At 59.7% G+C, this 17,174-nt stretch carries 17 protein-coding genes; 9 read left to right on the top strand and 8 right to left on the bottom strand.

From position 1 onward, the window contains the following. Positions 1-286: 286 nt before the first annotated feature. The 3 genes from MTX36_RS25425 (at position 287) to MTX36_RS25415 (ending at position 3,761) form a co-directional block, all read left to right on the top strand. Positions 287-1,711 (top strand): aldehyde dehydrogenase family protein, encoded by a 1,425-nt coding sequence (locus MTX36_RS25425; RefSeq protein ID WP_243622403.1) that lies wholly within the window; start codon positions 287-289, stop codon positions 1,709-1,711. A gap of 364 nt (positions 1,712-2,075) precedes the next feature. Then, a complete protein-coding gene (locus MTX36_RS25420; protein WP_243622402.1) occupies positions 2,076-2,504 on the top strand; it encodes a YciI family protein in 429 nt (142 codons plus the stop codon). A gap of 3 nt (positions 2,505-2,507) precedes the next feature. Then, positions 2,508-3,761 (top strand): RNA polymerase sigma factor, encoded by a 1,254-nt coding sequence (locus MTX36_RS25415; RefSeq protein ID WP_243622401.1) that lies wholly within the window; start codon positions 2,508-2,510, stop codon positions 3,759-3,761. 77 nt (positions 3,762-3,838) lie between these two features. Here MTX36_RS25415 and MTX36_RS25410 read toward each other — a convergent pair whose 3' ends face one another. Both MTX36_RS25410 and MTX36_RS25405 read right to left on the bottom strand, forming a co-directional pair. Beyond that, a complete protein-coding gene (locus MTX36_RS25410; RefSeq protein WP_243622400.1) occupies positions 3,839-4,906 on the bottom strand; it encodes an esterase-like activity of phytase family protein in 1,068 nt (355 codons plus the stop codon). 173 nt (positions 4,907-5,079) lie between these two features. Next, entirely contained in the window at positions 5,080-6,051 is a 972-nt protein-coding gene (locus MTX36_RS25405) for an alpha/beta fold hydrolase (RefSeq protein WP_243622399.1), read from the bottom strand. Positions 6,052-6,836: 785 nt separating this feature from the next. On the opposite strand from MTX36_RS25405, the gene MTX36_RS25400 reads away from it, so the two are divergent. Next, complete coding sequence (locus MTX36_RS25400; RefSeq protein WP_243622398.1) at positions 6,837-7,685, top strand: fumarylacetoacetate hydrolase family protein; 849 nt, start codon at positions 6,837-6,839, stop codon at positions 7,683-7,685. Here the strand turns inward: MTX36_RS25400 and MTX36_RS25395 are convergent, their stop codons facing one another. Then, positions 7,686-8,027 (bottom strand): hypothetical protein, encoded by a 342-nt coding sequence (locus MTX36_RS25395; RefSeq protein ID WP_243622397.1) that lies wholly within the window; start codon positions 8,025-8,027, stop codon positions 7,686-7,688. It lies immediately after the preceding gene. A 269-nt stretch (positions 8,028-8,296) separates the two neighbouring features. Here MTX36_RS25395 and MTX36_RS25390 point away from each other — a divergent pair, with 269 nt between their 5' ends. Then, on the top strand, positions 8,297-8,629 hold the full coding sequence (locus MTX36_RS25390) for a hypothetical protein (protein WP_243622396.1): 333 nt from the start codon (positions 8,297-8,299) through the stop codon (positions 8,627-8,629). A 9-nt stretch (positions 8,630-8,638) separates the two neighbouring features. On the opposite strand, the gene MTX36_RS25385 is transcribed toward MTX36_RS25390, so the two are convergent. Continuing rightward, a complete protein-coding gene (locus tag MTX36_RS25385) occupies positions 8,639-9,274 on the bottom strand; it encodes a DUF5701 family protein (protein ID WP_243622395.1) in 636 nt (211 codons plus the stop codon). Between the two features lie 176 nt (positions 9,275-9,450). On the opposite strand from MTX36_RS25385, the gene MTX36_RS25380 reads away from it, so the two are divergent. Further along, positions 9,451-10,701, top strand: coding sequence for a M23 family metallopeptidase (locus MTX36_RS25380; RefSeq protein WP_243622394.1), 1,251 nt, complete (start codon positions 9,451-9,453; stop codon positions 10,699-10,701). 17 nt (positions 10,702-10,718) lie between these two features. After that, the gene (locus MTX36_RS25375; protein ID WP_243622393.1) at positions 10,719-12,023 is read left to right on the top strand and encodes a diacylglycerol kinase family protein; all 1,305 of its coding nucleotides are present in this window, start codon (positions 10,719-10,721) and stop codon (positions 12,021-12,023) included. Positions 12,024-12,033: 10 nt separating this feature from the next. On the opposite strand, the gene MTX36_RS25370 is transcribed toward MTX36_RS25375, so the two are convergent. From MTX36_RS25370 to MTX36_RS25355, 4 genes are read right to left on the bottom strand one after another with little or no spacing between them, the layout of a single operon-like run. After that, positions 12,034-12,828 (bottom strand): ABC transporter ATP-binding protein, encoded by a 795-nt coding sequence (locus tag MTX36_RS25370; RefSeq protein ID WP_243622392.1) that lies wholly within the window; start codon positions 12,826-12,828, stop codon positions 12,034-12,036. Beyond that, positions 12,825-13,619, bottom strand: a complete 795-nt coding sequence (locus MTX36_RS25365) for an ABC transporter permease (RefSeq protein ID WP_243622391.1) — start codon at positions 13,617-13,619, stop codon at positions 12,825-12,827. The genes MTX36_RS25370 and MTX36_RS25365 overlap by 4 nt, the downstream gene beginning before the upstream one ends. Next, positions 13,616-14,392 carry an ABC transporter permease gene (locus MTX36_RS25360; protein ID WP_243622390.1) on the bottom strand — a complete coding sequence of 259 codons (777 nt, stop codon included), beginning with the start codon at positions 14,390-14,392 and terminating at the stop codon, positions 13,616-13,618. The genes MTX36_RS25365 and MTX36_RS25360 overlap by 4 nt, the downstream gene beginning before the upstream one ends. Before the next feature lie 11 nt (positions 14,393-14,403). Continuing rightward, positions 14,404-15,405 carry an ABC transporter substrate-binding protein gene (locus MTX36_RS25355; protein ID WP_243622389.1) on the bottom strand — a complete coding sequence of 334 codons (1,002 nt, stop codon included), beginning with the start codon at positions 15,403-15,405 and terminating at the stop codon, positions 14,404-14,406. Between the two features lie 163 nt (positions 15,406-15,568). Between MTX36_RS25355 and MTX36_RS25350 the strand changes: the two genes are divergently transcribed. Both MTX36_RS25350 and MTX36_RS25345 read left to right on the top strand, forming a co-directional pair. After that, positions 15,569-16,351, top strand: coding sequence for an IclR family transcriptional regulator (locus MTX36_RS25350; RefSeq protein ID WP_243622388.1), 783 nt, complete (start codon positions 15,569-15,571; stop codon positions 16,349-16,351). Further along, positions 16,348-17,160: an alpha/beta fold hydrolase gene (locus MTX36_RS25345; protein WP_243622387.1), complete on the top strand. Its 813-nt coding sequence runs from the start codon at positions 16,348-16,350 to the stop codon at positions 17,158-17,160. Before MTX36_RS25350 ends, MTX36_RS25345 begins: the two co-directional genes overlap by 4 nt. Positions 17,161-17,174: the final 14 nt, after the last annotated feature.

The following is a 17,174-nucleotide window of genomic DNA, read 5'->3' as shown; positions in this document are numbered from 1 at the left end:
GCGCCGATGGTACTGCACTCGACAGGGTGTGGGAGAGTAGGACACCGCCGAACACAATTTACGAGATAGCCCCCAACCATTCGTGGTTGGGGGTTTTTTCGTGTTCCGGAACGGTTTCGGAGAGCCGGTCAGGTCCTGGTTTCCGGCCGGCACGGGTGTTCCGAAGCTATATCGTTCCTCAAATTTCGTGTTGAACGACCGGGTCGTGGCTAGGCTCAGAGCAGGTGCCCCACGCGCGTGTGCGCGGCACCCCTCAATTGTGCATGTGTCACCTACGGAGGCCTCGATGAGCGATATTCTCGACCGCACGAAGATCTATGTCGACGGAGCCTGGATCGAATCGACAGGAACCGGCCGGATCGATGTACTTAATCCGGCAACGGAAGAACTTATTGCGACGGTCGCTGAGGGCACAGCCGAAGATGTCGATGTTGCTGCGGCGGCAGCTCGGGCGGCGTTTCCGTCTTGGTCTGCGTTGACCGGTTCCGAGCGCGCCGAATATTTGTCCAAGGCCGCTGGTGTTATCGCTGAACGTATCGATGATCTTGCTGCCTTGGTATCGGAAGATATGGGTATGCCGATCGGCTTTGCGAAGCCGGTGCAGATCGGTATGCCACTGGCGAATCTGAACGCATTTGCGGAGTTGGCACGGACGTACGATTTTGATGCCCACGAAGTTGGCAACTCGCTGATCGTCCGGGAGCCGGTGGGGGTTGTCGGTGCGATTACGCCCTGGAATTTCCCGCTCCATCAGGTTGTGTTGAAGGTGGGCGGGGCGTTGGCCGCCGGCTGCACAGTGGTTCTCAAACCCACTGAGGTTGCGCCATTAATCTCGTACGCGCTCGCCGACATCTTTGATGAAATCGGTTTGCCAGCAGGTGTATTCAACTTGGTCAGCGGATACGGTCCTGTTGTGGGTGAGGCAATCGCCGGGCACCCCGAGGTCGATATGGTCTCGTTCACCGGGTCGACGCGTGCCGGAAAGCGTGTAGCCATCGTGGCTGCGGACACTATCAAAAAGGTGTCCCTCGAGTTGGGCGGAAAATCCGCGAACGTGATTCTCGACGACGCCGATATGGAGAAGGCTGTCACCGACGGCGTCGCAAAGTGCTTCCTCAATTCAGGGCAGACCTGTTCGGCTTTGACTCGTATGTTGGTTCCCGCAGAGAAGATGGATGAGGCGGCAGCCATTGCCGCCGCCGTCGCAGCGCATTTCCAGATTGGTGATCCGACACAGCCGACATCGGTACTCGGGCCGTTGGTCAATGCGAATCAGCTCGGGCGAGTTCGTGGATATATCGAGAAGGGGGTGGCCGAGGGCGCCACTGCTGTTGTGGACGGGCGTGAAACCGGTTTGGCGAGTGGATACTTTGTCGGCCCGACGGTTTTCTCCAACGTGACTGAGGATATGACGATCGCTCGCGAGGAAATCTTTGGACCGGTGCTCTCGATCATGGGATACACGGATGAAGCTGACGCGGTCCGGATCGCCAACGGGACAGAATACGGTTTGGCGGGCGGCGTCTGGTCGGGCGATCCCGATCGCGCGGACCGCGTCGCCCGTCAGCTGAGGGCTGGGCAGGTCGAGGTCAACGGCGGCGCGTTCAATACGAATGCTCCGTTCGGTGGTTACAAGCAGTCGGGTGTCGGACGTGAAGCCGGCACGTTCGGGCTTGAAGAGTTCCTCGAGATCAAGGCAATTCAGCGGTAGGCAGTTGAAAATGGCGATGTGTCCGTGCGAGTTGCGGGTGCATCGCCATTGCTCTGTCTGGATCAGGGCGTACGGACCCCTGACTGCACGCGAGAGTGTGCACTGGGTACCGTCCCGGTTGCCACATCTGAGCTAGCACCCTTTTCATCGAGTGAGCACCCTTTGCAGCAAGCTGGAGGGGGTGCTCACTATGCGAAAGGGGTGCCAGCTCTCGGGTGGTGTGCGGCGCTACTTCGAAAGGCCATTGACTCGCGCCCCGTACGAGCTGAAAGATTCTTTTCGGCACGTGTCGATCTACGGCTCGCACGTTCGACGTGTAGACAGAGGGACCGAACGAGCGGCCCCCAGACAGTAGGAGAACCCCATGAAGTACATGCTGATCATGCGTTCCACGGACCAGGCCATTGAAGCTGCTCAGGACATGGATTTCGACGCGATTATCACGGCGATGGGCCAGTACAACGAGTCCCTGATCAAGGCGGGTGTTCTCTTGGCCGGTGAGGGTCTGGCGATGGAAGAGGGATTCATCGTCGATTTCGATGCCGATCCCCCGCTTGTTTCAGACGGGCCGTACGGAGAGACGAAAGAGTTGTTCTCGGGCTTCTGGATCATTCAGACCTCGACCAAGGACGAGGCTCTGGAGTGGGCGAAGCGTTGCCCGTTGGGGCCGGGTTCCAAGCTCGAGGTTCGCCGGGTGTCGGAGATGGAGGAATTCGATCAGACCAATGAATACGTCCAGAAGGAAGCAGGCTGGCGTGACGAGTTGGGCACCGATCGCCCGGTCACGAGCTGAGTCATGCCTGACAGCTCGGCACGGGCTGCGGTAGAGGCGGTCTGGCGCATCGAATCCGCGAAGATCGTCGCTACGCTCACCCGTACCGTCGGGGATCTGGATCTCGCGGAGGATCTTGCGGGGCAGGCGCTGCTCGAGGCAATGCAGCAGTGGCCTGCCACGGGCGTTCCGCGTAACCCGGCGGCGTGGTTGACCTCCGTCGCTACTCGGCGCGCAATTGACGGGTGGCGACGACGGGAACGCCTCGACGAGCGTTACGCATATTTTGCGCGTGAACTCGAGAACGATGCGAGTCGGTTCGACGACGTCACGTGGGATCCTGACCGCATCGACGACGATGTGCTCCGTTTGATGTTCATCGCTTGCCATCCGGTGTTGAACCGAAAAGCTCAGGTGGCGTTGACGCTTCGAGTCGTGGGCGGGCTGACCACCGACGAGATCGGTAAAGCGTTCCTGACGCCGACGGCTACGGTACAGCAGCGAATCGTGCGAGCCAAGAAGACGCTCACCGCAGCCAAGGTGGTATTCGAGGTGCCTCCACGGGAAGAGTTTTCGAGCAGACTCGGCGCTGTACTCGGTGTGCTGTACCTGATTTTCAACGAGGGGTATGCGGCGAGTTCGGGCGCCGAGTGGATGCGCACCGAACTGAGCAGTGAGGCCTTGAGGCTCGCACGCATTCTTGCGGAACTTGTTCCGCAAGAGGCGGAAGCGCATGGTCTGGTGGCATTGATGGAGCTTTCGGCGTCGAGGTTCGGAGCCCGGACAACATCTACCGGGGAGCCGATTCTCCTGGCGGATCAGGATCGCACCCGCTGGGATCGTACTCAGATCACTCGCGGGCTAGCAGCTTTGGCACGAGCTGACGAGGTGGGTCGAGGTCGAGGACCGTACGGATTGCAGGCCAGTATTGCGCAATGCCATGCACAGGCAGCAACTTTCGAGGATACCGATTGGAAGAAGATCGTCCTGCTCTACGAAGCGCTACGGCAACTTGCGCCGTCGCCGGTGGTTGATCTCAACCATGCCGCCGCTGTGTCGATGGCGTACGGCCCGGCCCCGGCGCTCGAGTTCGTCGACAAGCTTGTTGCAGCAGGCGAACTCGCCGGCTATCACCTGCTGCCAAGTGTGCGAGGTGAACTCCTGGGTAGGCTCGGGCGAAACGAGGAAGCTCGAGTCGAACTGCTCGAGGCTGCTCGCCTGGCAGGCAACGAACGTGAGCGAGCAGTACTCATCGCGAAGGCGGAGTCACTTTCATGACCTAAATGTTGTCGCTCTGGCCATCATTGCCGGTGCGCTCACGATCATGTCTGCGTAGGGCGTGTGTCTGTTCCGAACTACTTCACGGCGAGGACGTGGAACATGTTGTGCTGCCCACCCTCTGGGTTGAAGTTGTCATCGGCGGACAGCACCAGGGTCCGGGTGCCGTCGGAAAGCGTTGGACCCCAGGTAATGCCCTCGACGTTGTCGGGGTTGGCGCCGGTATCCGAGAAATCGAACAGTAGTTTCTTGCGCATCGGAGTTTCTGTCCCGTCGAGTTTCTCCTTGTCGATGACTGTTGTCGCGCCTTCGGTGGAGGCCCAGTAGATCTGCACCTCACTGCCCTTCCCCGGTACCGCCCCGCGTTCGATGACGAGATACTCGTTGTTGTCGACGGCCAGTATTTCGGTAACGCCGCGGTCGGCCTTCAGCGTAAAGCCGGTGGGGCTGACCATGTCCGGATATGTACCACTGATCGGTTCGACCGCGTAGATGTACTCGTCGACAACGTCGCCGCCCGCACTGTCGAACATGATTACCCGGGAATCGGTTCCGTTGGTGGGAGAGGGGATCTGGCCATCCTGAACCAGCGAGTTCTCGGTGACGGCGACAATCTTCGAGCCATCCGGTGAGAACGTCAATCCTTCCAACGCAAGGTTGTTGCGGACACCGGTCACCTGGATGCCACTGGCGTCGGCCGCCGGAAGATATTGCGACGGTAGTGCATAGTCACGAACGAACTCACCCTGCGCGGTCGCCCGGCGAACGAGCGGTGCGATCAACTTCGACGCGTCGCCTTCGCTGGTGTAAACGATGTCGGTGCTGTCGTGGACGAGGCGAATCGACTCCGGATCGACGCCCTTCTTCGGATACGGTTCGCCACCCTGGTCCGCGATGGGCGTCATTCCTGTCACAACCGGTGCGTCCGTGGCGAAGCGGCCGTCAGGACCGAGTGTGAGCTCGAGTGTGTAGAAGCGTGCAGGCCCCTTCTCTGCCCTGTCGTCGCTGATGGCCCAATAGCGTCCGGTGGCGTCGTCGTAGTCGATACCCGAGATTCCGCCGAGTGGCACACCGAACGGAGTCAGACCGTCGGTAACTTGCATGGAGTCAAGGTGAGTGATCGTGAAACCTTCAGTGTCAGACAATGTTTCAGTGTTTGAGCACGCTCCGAGCGCTAGGAGCAGTGGGATTGCGCCGAGAATATGGCGAGATCGTTGTTGCATGCGGCGACCGTAGAGGCGGAATATTAACGAAACTTGACCACTGCACTACGGATTAGCAAGGTTCCGCGCCCCGAGCGTTCACATGCGTGTGTGCTTCATGAAATCCACTGGTCCGGATTTGTTCGAGCAGAATCAACAACCTGGTCGATTGTGGAGATCGTGAGGGCGGGCTGTTCGGTCTGGACGTAATGGCCTGCGTTCGTGTCCAGCACGATTTTTGCATGCAGCCGTTCGGCCAGCGCATTCTGACCCGCAAGGTGGGCGGCGAAGATAACCTGACCGAAGTCTGCCGGGATACCTAGCGGCAATTCGCCTGCAGCAGCAATGGGTTCAAGGTTATAAGGCTGGTCCGATGTGAGGATGGCTGCCGGCATGGGTAGAGGATCACCGGCGTCCCGCAGTGACTGGAAGCTGGGTTCGAAGTTGCTTTTCTCCTGGTTGTACGGCTCGAGGTCCGGTGAGTAATTACTGTTGAGCGTGAGCCACCACTCCTGCTCTTGCGGGGTGAGACCGTCGTACAGCAGTTCGGTGAGGGTGTCGACGAGAACCAGGCCGTCGACGCCTGTTGGATAGGTATCGGCGTAAAGGCGGGCAATTGGCCCTCCCCAGGAATGCGCGACCAAAACAATCGGACCCGGGATCTCGGCTGCGCTCAGGAGGGCGTGAAGGTCCCGCACCCCGTCGGCTGAGGTGGTGGGTTGAGGAACGGGGGTAGAGCGACTGGCCTCCACGTATTCTCCCGTGATCGTCACTGTCCCGGGACGGTCATAGGCGCATACACGCGTCGTCTCGGATACGCCGGAAAAGACTGTCGGGCCGGGCTGTTCCGGGGTTGCCACACTCTGCCAGATATCGCTTCGGTCGGTCCGGCCGGAGACGAGTACGACGGTGGGCGATCCTGACCCCTGGCACGTCAGATACATGGCGCGGCCTCCGCCGATGTCCACGAGACCGGAGAAGTCTCCACTGGTTGTGGTGCTTGGCGTCGGGGCGCTCGAGCAGCCAGCTGAAACCATTGTTGTGCAGGCAAATAGCGTTATCGCGAGGCGTGATCCAATATTCATCATGTCCGTCTCCTCGTAAGCGGGGCAGCATTGAGGCCGGAGTCTGGCCGCGACGTCGCCTGTTCGAGTAGTACCCGATCGCGGTGGCGGTATCCGTGGATCTTGCCGATAAGTTAATCGCATTGTGGCGCTTCATGATCAAATTCTCGAAACACTCTCGGTAGTAGCAGAGGCGAACACGAGCGGCACCACCTTGTCGGCATGCCTTCTCCTGGATCATGTAGCGGACCGCTTACATCAAGTGGCGGTGCTCGTAGAGATCAGAATGACCTGCGTGGGCTGACGATGTGCTTGACGTCGCACGCAACCGCAGCCGTCGATACTCTGCACGATCACATCTGATTTTCGTGAAGCGCCTCGGAAAGTACTGCATCGCTGGCACTATGAAACAAAACGACTGATGAAGGGATGAGATCGTGCCGGGGATCGACCGAGTAGCTGCATCTGGCAGCGCGTTGTCCGTTGCGCTGAGCTGCGGCAAGGTCAAACAGCTTGCGGTCAAGTCCAGTTCACCGGCCTACTCTCCCGACCGGATGCCGATGATCCTGATGAGTCCGCCCGGCCGGCGCCGGGACGTGAGTGCGCCGCGTACCCAGCGTATTCCCGGATGGCGATCACGTTGTGTTCCAGCGGGTGCCGAAATTCCGTCTACTCTCGGGACGGAAAGACGATCGTGTTCGCCGGTAATTGCGGCGAGACTCCGGCAGAGCAGATAACGCAAAATCCGTCCTGGGGCGGCACGTTCATTACCGACTAGCGGCAATCTCTATTCGAAAGGCTTTTCAATTATGCGTATCTACAATATTTCAGGTCGCGCTTGCCTTGGAACAGGCTCCGGCGCTGTCGATATCGCGATTGCTAGCGGCGGGGAGTTCTCCCCGGATGTGCAGAGCGTTTACTCCCGATGGGATGAGTTCACTACGTGGGCCGCGGGTTTCGGCGGCGCGCCGACGATCGCTATCGAAGCGTCGGAGCTTGCGAGTCCGGTGCCGTTGCCGCCACAGATATTCGCGATTGGTCTGAACTATCGTGACCATGCGGTGGAGGCAGGCTTGGACGTCCCTAAGATTCCGGTCGTATTCGCTAAGTTTCCCGCCTCGGTGGCCGGTCCGTACGATCGGATTCTCTTGCCACCGGGAGCCGTCGATTTCGAGACGGAACTTGTTGTGGTCATCGGCAAGCCGTCGCAGGGTGTGAGGGCTGCAGATGCATGGAGTCATGTGGCTGGATTAACTGTGGGACAGGATCTTTCGGAGCGTCATGCACAGTGGGCCGGAACTCCGCCGCAACAATTCAGTTTGGCCAAGTCGTTCCCGGGCTTCAGTCCGATCGGTCCGGTACTAGTCACGCCTGACGAGTTCGAGAACCCCGATGACCTCCAACTCGGCTGCAGCATCAACGGCGTCGAGATGCAGAAGGGTCGCACCAGCGACATGCTCTTCACGATTCCGAAAGTGATTGAGTATCTGTCTGGGATTGTGCCGCTTCTACCCGGAGATGCCATCTTCACCGGCACGCCGGCCGGGGTCGGTTTCAGTCGTGACCCGAAAGTTCTGCTCGGTGAAGGGGATACGTTGACGACGTACGTGGAGGGGATCGGCGAGATGCGGCATACCTTCGGGCTTCAGGGCGAATAGCTACAAATATGGTCGAACCATGCCGAAGAACGCGGCGCTGAAGATCAAGCCGAGCGTGCCCACCGCCAACCCGACCAATGCGTCGACAGGTATGGATTTACCGCGCTCCGGCGCTCGTTGACCGATCGCGAATACCCCGGCAGCGATCGCGCCGATGCCCAGGACGATGCCCAATCCGAAAGCCCAGAAAACGAGCACTGACAGGGCGCCGAGCATCTCTGACCTCTCGCTCCAGGTTGCGACACGTTGTGCCGGAGTTTGCGGCGGCCATTTCGGCTCCGGGGACAACGTTGCCGCGAAGCTCTGGGCGCGATCACGAATCGACTGGTCGTTAAGAAGCATTGCGTACTCCACTGAATGAGGTGGTGTGGCGGTCGGTACTGCTCGTCTACCCCGTCTGAGCGGATCTATGCGGCCAGGTTGTCAGCTGGTTTGGGAATTCGGATCCAATTCACAGGGTGATGCCAGGAAAGTGGCATTGGCGGGAGTTGACTGGATTCATGGCCTGAACACGGGCTGCAACGATAGAACTGGCGAGGCGTGGGACGAGTGAAGTGGCCTCGCTGCGATCACGAAGGATTTATCCTCGCTGCGATCACGAAGGATTTATCATGAACGACACCAAGAAGGCTCACCCACAGCACCGGCTTGTCCGGATCGCTGTCATCGGGTCGCTGGTGATTCTCCCGGTGGGGCTGTTTGCTGCACCGGCAGTCGCGGACACTCCGGCTGCTGTGGATCACTCAGCGACACAGGGTGCCTATCCCGTCGACGTCAGTCATCACGATGGCGACCGTGACGGCAACCATGGCAATCAGAACTGGAATAATCAAGATCCCGGCCGGTGGAATCAGAACAACCAGTGGAACCAGAACCAGGGCAATCAGTTCAACCAGTGGGTTGCACCTAATTCGAATCCGTTCGGCTCCTTCGGAAGCCTGTAGCAACGTCAACTACCCCAGCGGCGTCCGGTTGCTCGCGGAAGCAAATCCGAGCCAGGTGTGACGGTTACCGGCCCAGCACCATCCGACTTTCGGTGCATTCTTGTTGTCGCGTCCATCGCGCCCGGTGCCGTTACTGATCCACAGTGCGGGTGTACGGGAATCGAGGGCGCCGTTGGGTTTACGGAGTCGCGAGCCGATGGTCATGAAGCATTTGCCGCGTTCGAGGGCGTCGGGGCACTGCAAGAGCCAATGGATTCCCTCGGTGAGAGTCAGCGGTGTGCGTTGGGCTTCGATCATTGCGGGCAGTGCTTCGTCCGGACTCCAGTTGGCCATGTCGTCGCCCCGATCGACTCCTTCGAGGAGGTGCAGCGAATTATCCGGGAGCGCACTCTGTTCGATGGGTAGAAACTGGTCGACGTCAGTCATGTCGGTGACGATGAAGCCTTGCTTGCCGTGGAGCTCGAGCAGTGGCGCCAATACTGATGCGGGAGCGAACTTTTCATGGATTGTCAGTAGTGCACCCGCAGTGTGTGCCGGTGCTGCGGCGGCACGTAGGGCTTCGGCTGGGAGGCCTGCGAGTTGGTGAACTCCGAGTTCGATCAGTCGTTCGGCTTGCTGGTCGAGTGGGGGGAGTGTTGAAGGCATCAGTCAATTGTACGGACTCTCGCGAAGGCGGTGCATTTACTGAAATGGATGGCCATGGTTGCAATGCAAGTTTATGGGTATGTCAATTGATTCGGTCTAAAAATGGATTCATAAATACATTCGATGTATTTTCGACTATTATTCCGACCGGTCATGCATTGATCTAATATTCACGAATGGCCTGTCTGACTCGCAAGAACCGCATTGCATTGATTATTGGCGGCGTAGCGTTGGTGGCTTCTTGCTCTGGCGTGGACGATGCGACGCCGGCGACCTCTTCGGAATCATCTGCGACTACGGCGCCGTCTTCCAGTCCTGCTCCGGCCGTTCTTACTCCGGTGACTGCTGTGGCTCTTGCTCATCCGATACCGGTAACGGCCACCGACGGCAAAGTTCACCTCGCCTATGAACTTTTCCTGACGAATACGCTCCCACAGTCGGTTAATCTGCGAGGTATTGCGCCGATGGCAAACGGGGTTCCGTTGCAGAGTCCGATTACCGAGAATCTCTTGCCGTGGGTCAAGGTCTTCGGGGCTACGGAACCGACAACGATCCTGGGTCCCGGGCAGTCGGCACTGGCTTGGTTGGATGTGACAGTGCCGTCGACGGCCGATATCCCCGAGGTGATGGAGCACCGGATATCATTGCAGGTCACCACCCCGAATCCGCCTCTGTTGCCAGCGGATCTGACGGAGACCGTTGCGCTGACGGAAGTGTCCAAGAGGTCTGCGCTCACAATTGATCCGCCGTTGAAGGGTGCGAACTGGCTCGACGGCAACGGTTGTTGTTCGGTGACGGCGCACCGCGGCGCAGTCAGCCCCCTCAATGGTCAATTGGTTGCACCCGAGCGGTTTGCCATTGACTACGTTCAATTGACGTCTGACGGGAAGATGTTCGACGGAGATCGGACTTCGGTCAACAGCTATCCGTACTACGGGACCGATGTGTATGCAGTGGCTGCCGGAAAGATCGTGTCGATCGTAAACGATCTTCCGGAGCAGACGCCGGGTGCCAACCCCACGGGATTGACTATTGAGCAATACGGTGGAAATCATGTCGTTCAGGATCTTGGAGACGGTCGATTCGCTTTCTATGCTCATCTGCAAACAGGAAGCGTGCCGTTCAAGGTTGGCGACAACCTGATCGCGGGTCAATCGTTGGGCAAGCTGGGTAACTCCGGAAATACCGACGCTCCCCATCTGCATTTCCACATCATGGACGGGCCGGATCCTTTGGCCTCGAACGGCCTTCCCTTCGAGATTCGTTCATTTGATCTCACCAACCAGATCGTGAATATGGACAACCTCGCCGACGTCACGGACACCGGTGGCGCAGCACAGTTCGCGACGGGAGCGGCCACTGGTCCTCGCAGCAACCAGATGCCGCTCACACTCGATGTCATGACGTACGACGTGGCCGCCGGCTAATCAGTAGGCTTGTGTAAATGGGAACCGGTAGTCAGAGGTGGCTGGCCCGATCAGCAGTGGCGGCGATGTTCGTGGCCGTCGTCGTTCTGCTTGTCTTTGCCGGCTTGAAGACGTTGATGCTCCTGATCCTGGGTGTCGGAGCCTTGGTCGTGAGTGTGGTGGCGGCCTACTGGTTTCTGACCAGTCGTGGCTTGCTGCGGTGGTTCGCCCTGTGCGTTGGGGTGTTGACTCCGATAGTGGTGGTGGTCTTTCTCGTTCGTGCGCACCTACTTTGGGTGGTGCTGGTGACTTTCGGGCTGTTGGTAGTGGCAGCGCTCTGCGCCCGTGCAGCACTCGCGGACAAACCGTCGGATGTTGTTGTCCCGGAACATCCGTCGACGCCTCCCCTCCGTCCGTTTCTGGTGATGAATCCGTATTCCGGCGGAGGAAAGGTCGGCAAGTTCGGATTGCGTGAGAAGGCCGAAGCGTTGGGCGCAGAGGTTTTTGTTCTCGATGCGGACAACCCGGTGGATGTGGCGGAACTTGCACGCAAGGCCGTCGATGACGGAGCTGATCTACTCGGGGTGGCCGGCGGAGATGGAACGCAGGCCCTGGTCGCGGCTGTCGCGGCGGAACATGGTCTGCCATTTCTGGTGATCAGTGCGGGGACGCGAAATCATTTTGCTGCCGACCTCGGTCTGGACCTTCAAGATCCGTCTCATTGTCTGGATGCGCTGACCGACGGCACCGACATTTACGTCGACATCGGGACGGTCGGAGGGCGGACGTTTGTCAACAACGCGTCGTTCGGTGCGTACGCGGAGGTGGTGCAAAGTCCGTCGTATCGCGACGCCAAGACCAGCACCGCCTTGAGGATGCTCCCGGATGTGCTTACCGGGCAGGATGGCGCTCACCTGATCGCACACGTTGCGGGCAGCGTGATCGACTGCCCGCAAGCGGTATTAGTGAGCAACGGACCTTACGAAACCTCAGACCTGGCAGGCCTCGGTCGTCGCCCGCGATTGGATTTGGGAACACTTGGGGTTGTCGCTCTGTCGGTGACAAATACGCGTCAGGTGATCGGATTGCTTCGCCGCACGCATCAGCGTGGACTCACGCAGGCAACAACATCCGAGGTAATCGTCGACGCAAACATGCCGTCTATCCCGGTCGGTGTCGACGGAGAAGCATTGCAGATGACGACACCGGTGCGATGTACGGTTCGGCCGGCTGCTCTTCGGGTTCGGGTGCCGCGCCACCGTCCGGGGGTGGCGCGGCCGAAACGAACCTTCGACCTGGTGAAGTTGCGTGAACTGGCTAGCTTCCGAGGGACCGGCGCATAGCCTGTCCTCGTCAGACTGATGCGGGAGCGGTCTTCGAGAGCTGAATCGAGGTCAGAACCCGGGAGCGGCATTCGATGAACTGTGGATCTGCTTTGGTGGTGAGCTGATCACGCACTCCCGTCAGGGGTACGTCGATGACATCGCGCACTAATGCAGGTGTGCCACCGAGAACGACTACGCGATCGGAGAGGTACACCGACTCGTCGACGTCATGGGTTACCAACAGAACCGTGATGCCGAGATCACGTTGGAGCGTGAGGAGTAGGTCTTCGAGCTCTGCGCGGGTCTGGGCATCGACGGACGCAAATGGTTCGTCCATCAGGAGTACCTGGGGGCGGTAGGCGAGTGCTCGGGCAATGGCGACGCGCTGCTGCATTCCGCCGGACAATTGCCACGGGTACGAACGCTCGGCGCCGTCGAGGCCGACGGCGGCGAGTACTTGGGCTACATGTTCGTTCTGTGTCTTGCGAGGTAAACCGATGCCTCGCAGTGGAAGTCGAACGTTTTCGCCGACTTTGAGCCACGGCATGAGCGTTCGGCCGTAATCCTGGGAGACCAACGCAAGGGTGGCGGGCGGTTCGGTGATGACCTTTCCGGTGATGCGTACCTCGCCGGTGGTCGGCTTCTGCAATCCGGCGATGCAGCGGATCAATGTGCTCTTGCCGATGCCGGAATGCCCGACGATGCAGACGATCTCGTTATCACGAACTTCGAGGTCGATTCCACGGAGCACTTCGCGTCCGGTCGGGCCACCGTAGGTCACTCCGAGGTTGCGCAATTCGACGGCAGGTTCATTGGTGCTCATGATTGTGCGCCTTTCGCGACGAGGGCTCCGTGGGTACGTGGTTGCCATCGCAGCAGCCACCGTTCGATAACGCCGTATCCGACATTGAGGATGTATCCGATGATGCCGAGCAGGAGAATGCCGGACCACATGTCCGCGATCGCAAAGGTTTGTTGGGCCACGATCACGAAGTGGCCGATTCCTGCTGTGGAGACATACATTTCGCTGCCGACCATGATGACAACACCGATTGCCAGGCTCGTTCGGATGCCGACGGTGATCTGGGGCATCGCCCCCGGGAGCAGTACTCGACTGATCAGGAGTGGGGTGCGGATTCGGTAGCTGCGGGCTACGAGCCTGATGCTCGGATCGATGGACCGAATGCCGTCCAGGGCGTTGAGAAGGATCGGCCAGACGGCTCCGAAGGCGATGGCAGCAATATTGCCCGAAGGTCCGGTGCCGAAGACGATGAACAGTGCGGGCAGTACCGCGAGCGCGGGGATCGCGCGGAAGAACTGAAGAAACGGATCGGCGATCTCCGCAGCGAGCGGGAACAGTGCCAGAGCGAGCCCGGCGACAATTCCGATGACCAGCGCGATGGTCAGTCCGGCCGCGAGATTGGTGAGACTGGGAACCACATCTTGCGTGAATCCGGGACCGAACCAGTTGTCCACAAAGGCTTTCCAGATGCGTGACAGCGGCGGAAAGTACGGTGACTTGCTGGAAGCGGAACCGAAGTACCACACCGTGACAAGCAGAATCGGCAGCCACAGTTCCCAGGCGAGGAGTCGGAATCCTGACAGTATCCTCACGCGTTCATTCTCCTCGGGACGTAATGCCAGGCGAGTAACCGTGTTTCGATCGCAGTCACCGCGAAGGTGAGGAGCATTCCCAGCAATCCGGCCACGACGATCAACGCAAACATTCGGTCGGGTACCGATTGGCTGAGCAGAATTTCTTTGCCCAATCCGGGAACACCGGCGATCAATTCGGCGCCGATGGCGAGAAGAAGGCTCAGAGTTGCGGAAATTCGAATTCCGGTGAATACGTACGGCATCGATGCAGGCGCGACGACCAGTAGGAGTCGACGCCAGAGCGGCAATCGGAAAGACCGCGCAGTGGACAGTAGTTCAGGGTCGACGTTCTTCACCCCGTGAACGGTTTGCAGCAGGATGGGCCAGATGCTCACGGCGATGATGAGTGCAACAGCCATGCGCTGGGTCGGACCCATGATCAGCAGAAATAGCGGGATGACCGCCAATGGGGGAACCGTCCGGCAGAAGTCGATGACAAATCGTGAGGATACCGTCAGGAATGGATGGGCTGCCAGGATCAGTCCGGCAGGGATGCCGATGAGCAGGCACAGCGCCAGGCCGATGGCTGTCGTAGAGAGAGTGCGGCCGATCGCGTCCCAGAGCGCCGATGTCCCGAGTTCGTCGATGAAGGCTCCGGCTACCGCACTGAACGTTGGGATCGCCTTGACGTCACCGGAATTCAGCATCCCGAAGATCTGCCAACCGGCTGCCAACGCGAAGAGCGTCAGCAGCCGGCCGAGCAGCACGTGCGTCCTGCGCTTAGTGGACACTGTGAGAATGCCTAGTTGGCCAGAAGAATCGAGTTGACGTCAACCGTGTCGGTCAGGACTCCGTACTTGACCAGCAGGTTGATCTCCTCGGTGAGCGACGCTGGATCGACGACGGCGCTGAACTGCGGATTCTTGCTGCTTGCCAGCATCTCGGCGGGAATCTTGGCCTGCGCGGACAGCGCTGCCTTGACCTTGTCGGGGTTCTGATTGGCAAATTCGACCGACTGTGCCAGTGCCGTACGGAATTTCGTGATTGTATCCGGGTTGGCTTCGGCAAATGCCGTCGACGCTACGAGGGAGGTGCCGGGAACGCCGGGTGCTGCCAACGGGAACGGATGGCCGAGGATCTTGAGGCCGGACGCGGTGGCCTTGCTCAGGAACGGGTCGATCAGGAATGCGGCGTCCGCACCTCCGCTGGCTACTAGATCTCCGAGGTTGGGCATTGGTGCCTGGATAAAGGAAACCTTGCTCGGTGTGCCGCCGGACTTCTCGACAGCTGCGGAAATGACTGCCTCGCTTACTGACTTGAGGCCGCTGATCGCGACTGTCTTGCCTTCGAGTTCACGGAATCCGGTGATGGGGCTGTTGCCTGCAACTACCAGTCCGGACTGGTCAACGGCATCGGACTCGGCAAAGTCGGTGAGTCCGCCGACGATGGTGACGTCCATGTTCTGGCTACGTGCCTGGATCGCTGCTGTCGCGGTAGTGGCTGCGACATCGGCATTTCCGCTCAGTAGCAACGGAATCTGAGCGGCGGAGCTGGCTCCACCCTCGACGAGCTTGATGTCGAGGCCCTGTTCTGTGAAGTAGCCCTGATCCATGCCCAGCCAGATCGGCGCAAAGTCGGCAATGGCTTGCGGTGCAATACGGATCGTCGTGGCTTGCGCGGCATTGTCCTGCGTCGCTGCGGCGTCGTCCGAGCATCCCGTCAGTACCAGGCCGGCTGCGGCGATGGTCGCGATCGCGGCGGTCTTGAGTTGTCGCGCAGACCGGAGGGTGTGTCCAACCGTCATGTCCGAAAGCCTCTCGCGTAGGAGAATCGATTCCTTGCCGGTAGTCCGGAGGGAAGGGTGAAAACGCTCGTAGAATTCCGTAGTACGGAATGATTGTTGTGACTATAGTAATTTCCAAGGCGAATGCCAAGACTTTTCAAAAACCGGCACCAGGAGGAAACGGATGACGAAGGGTTCGGCGTCCGCCGTCGACAAGGCTCTCGACCTGCTCGAGGCGATTGCCCGGTCGACGACACCGATGACGCTCAGTGAACTCGCCGAAGAGGTGGGCATGCTCAGGCCGACGGCCCATCGGGTTCTCGGTGAGTTGGCCAGCCGTGGTTGGGTGTTCCGCTACGACGGTCGGTACCTGCCTGGTCCGGCGGCGCTTCAGGTCTCTCACGAGGCCGCCGCACATTCGTTGGCCGCACTGTGCAATCCGGCGTTGCAGGCGCTGTCGGAGCAAACCGACATGATGGTGAATTTGCAGGTTCTCGAGAGTTCCGGCAGCCGAATTATCGCTGCGCTGCGTCCCGATCGCCTGAAGATGATCACTCGCATGCTCGGCGATTTGCTTCCGCCGCACCGGTTTGCCGGCCCGTTGGCGTTTCTCGCCGCACTGGACGCGAGCGCGCTTGCGCCGTACCTGAAGTTGGTGGAACAGGCCGGCTATCCGCTCGACGGACCCAACGGGTTTCTTACCGATATCGAGGAAACCCGCGCGACGGGATTTGCGGTGGTACACAAGCGGTCCCGCGACATTATCGGATCTGTCTCGCGGGCAGCATGCTCACGCAAGGGTTCTCCGCTGTGTGCAGTGACGGTCATCGGGTTCGACAGCGATTTCGACGACGACACCGTTGGGATGGTCCAGAAGCATCTGCGTCGCACCACCGATGACATCGAACAACTGCTCACCGATCATGCGGGCGGCAAGCGCTCTGCCGAATCAGGAGACGAAGGATGATCCCACGCACCGAAGGATTTCTCACCTCCGCCGACGGTGAGCAGATCTGGTACGAGACGGCAGGTACCGGCCCCGATCTGATCCTCACCCACGGCTTGGGTGGAAACGCGGCAGTCTGGTACCAGCAGGTTCCGTACTTCGCGCAGAACTATCGGGTAATCACCTGGGATCAAAGAGGATTCGGCCGTTCGACCAACAACGACGGCAATCATGGTCCGCGTGCCGCTGTCTCCGACCTTCGCGAGATCATGGATCTGCTCAATGTGGATCGGGCGCATATCGTCGGGCAGTCGATGGGTGGTTGGGCGGCACTCGGTACGGCAATCGAGTCGCCGGATCGGGTGGAATCCGTTGTCCTGGCGTGTACGACGGGTGGAATTCCTGTCGGCTTCGGACCAGAAGTGAACCCGCCCGTCGCCGCTGGACCAGTGACGGCCCGACCCCTCGGCGTGCATCCGGCGGTTGGGGAACGGTTGCTCAGCCTGGATCCGGCCCGCGCGTATCTCTATCAAGCGCTCGGATCCTTCGGGCACCGTCCATCTGATGCGGAGTTCTTTCGTATTCTGACCAACTACACGTACGGCCCTTCCGTGCTTGCGGGCATCGACGTGCCGGTGCTGATGATTGCCGGAGAACTCGATGCATTGATGACGCCCGAACGGATCCGTTCGGCAGCGCAGTTCCTGCCCAAGTCCGAAGTGATCGAACTGGCAGAACGTGGTCATTCACCGTATTTCGAGGACCCGCATGCGTGGAATCAATTGGTGGCCGATTTTCTCGCCGAGGTTCGTACTTGCGAAACGCTCTGACTGTGAATCTGATT

Origin of the sequence: Rhodococcus sp. ARC_M6, assembly GCF_022810305.1 — a bacterium.
Classification (GTDB): domain Bacteria; phylum Actinomycetota; class Actinomycetes; order Mycobacteriales; family Mycobacteriaceae; genus Rhodococcus_F.
The sequence above is the reverse complement of the archived record's forward strand: the minus strand, read 5'-3'. Positions and strand labels throughout refer to the sequence as shown.